Genomic DNA, 1,630 nt, shown 5'->3' with positions numbered 1-1,630 from the left:
AAAGTGGCTCTGGCCACCAACAGTAATCCAGTCAGTTCGCCCACAAATTCCCCGGCCGCGATAATGAACCTTGCTTGTACTCTATTCCGTATGACGCCGGAAGAGGCAGTGCGCGGGTTCACTGTCAACGCGGCGTGCGCGCTCGGCATGCGGAGGGAGCGGGGCACTATCGAGGTTGGCAAAGCTGCGGATTTGTCTTTTTGGGATATCGAGCATCCAGACGACCTTTCCTACCTTCTCGGCGCTAACCGCTGCATCGGTGTTGTCAAGCGAGGCGGGGTGGTCTTCGAAACTCAGTCCCGCTTCGCACGGCCCTGCCGCGACGCCGAAAAGCACACAGGCCAGCCCAACCCGCGAGCCATTACTTGAGTACATTGCGCTGCGGAGACCGGCTGTCCCGTTGCAGAAACTGGCTGAGACGTTTGGTTTTCGATCGCGGCACGCAGGTCATTGCAGTTCTTCGATCAATGCCGCGCCGACTGCGGTTTTGGAGACCACTGCGATGATGATGACAAGAATAAACGGGAGACAGCATCCTGATCGAAGCATTCGGCCGTGGAAACATTCCTCCTGATATACTGCTCGGTATAAAGACGCGCTCACCTCGGGGATTCCGATCGCGATTGCGATGCGCTGTCACGAAGCCACGGTATTTCCAGGATATGGCAACGGCGGTTAGCGGTAGCGATCTGGGCCGAATCGGAGCCGTGTTTGGAGGAACTCTGAGTGGCGCTAAGGCGAGCCTTCTGATGGCTGTTATTTTTTCAAAGTCGAACGGTGCCGCCGACCCGGCCGCAATCTCCAATGATGATGAAAACCACTTTGCCGTCGCGGCCTGAGCGCAATTCGACTCACCACAGTGAAAGCATATCACCATGAACTGGGACCGTTCGTTTCTTCGAACTCTGGAAACAAAACTACCCGACATTATTCAGCTTACCAAAGCTGCGGTTGACATCGACAGCGGAAGTTATGATCGCGAGGGCGTCAATCGCGTTAATGACGTGTTCGAAAAGGCGCTGATAGCTGCCGGGTTTAAGGTCGACCGTGAGATCAGGCAGGCCGCTGCTGATCAAATGACAGCTCGTTGGGAGTCAGGTCGTCCGGGCCGATCGATCCTCATCCTCGGTCATGCCGACACGGTTTGGCCCACCGGCACCGTCGAAAACTGGAAATTCGAGCGGAAGGATGGACTTATTACCGGACCTGGCGTCGGGGACATGAAAGTGTGCGTGGCCACGGCGATCGTGTCTCTCCGCGAACTCTTCCAAATGGGCATCGATGGTATCGAACGCGTGGTATTTCTGATTGTACCTGACGAGGAGGTCGGCAGCGACGCAAGCGCCAGCTGGATCAAGACTGAGGCAAGAGCCGCGGATTTTTGTCTCACGCTTGAGCCTGCCAGGCCCAATAGAGGGCTTGTTGTCGGTCGAGGAGCCATTGGTCATCTGAGGGTCGATGCCTTCGGTGTCACAACCCATGTCGGTAACAATAAGAAGGCCGGAGCATCTGCGCTCTCGGTGCTCGCTCGTCTTGTAACGCGCCTTGAAGGTTTGAGCGATGATGAGCGTGGCGTAAGTGTTTCCGTCGGGTTGATGCAAGGTGGGGAAGCCAGACAAGTGATGCCGGC

2 protein-coding genes are annotated in these 1,630 nt (G+C 56.5%); both read left to right on the top strand.

Annotation, left to right across the window (positions count from 1 at the left end; translation table 11 throughout):
• On the top strand, window positions 1-369 hold a 369-nt coding region (locus tag AC0L23_RS39870), incomplete at its 5' end, for an amidohydrolase family protein (RefSeq protein WP_473358411.1).
• Window positions 370-875: 506 nt separating this feature from the next.
• On the top strand, window positions 876-1,630 hold a 755-nt coding region (locus AC0L23_RS39865), incomplete at its 3' end, for a M20/M25/M40 family metallo-hydrolase (RefSeq protein WP_473358410.1).

The organism is Bradyrhizobium sp. MI1.4 (assembly GCF_055811315.1).
This window is presented reverse-complemented; position numbering and strand designations above follow the sequence as displayed.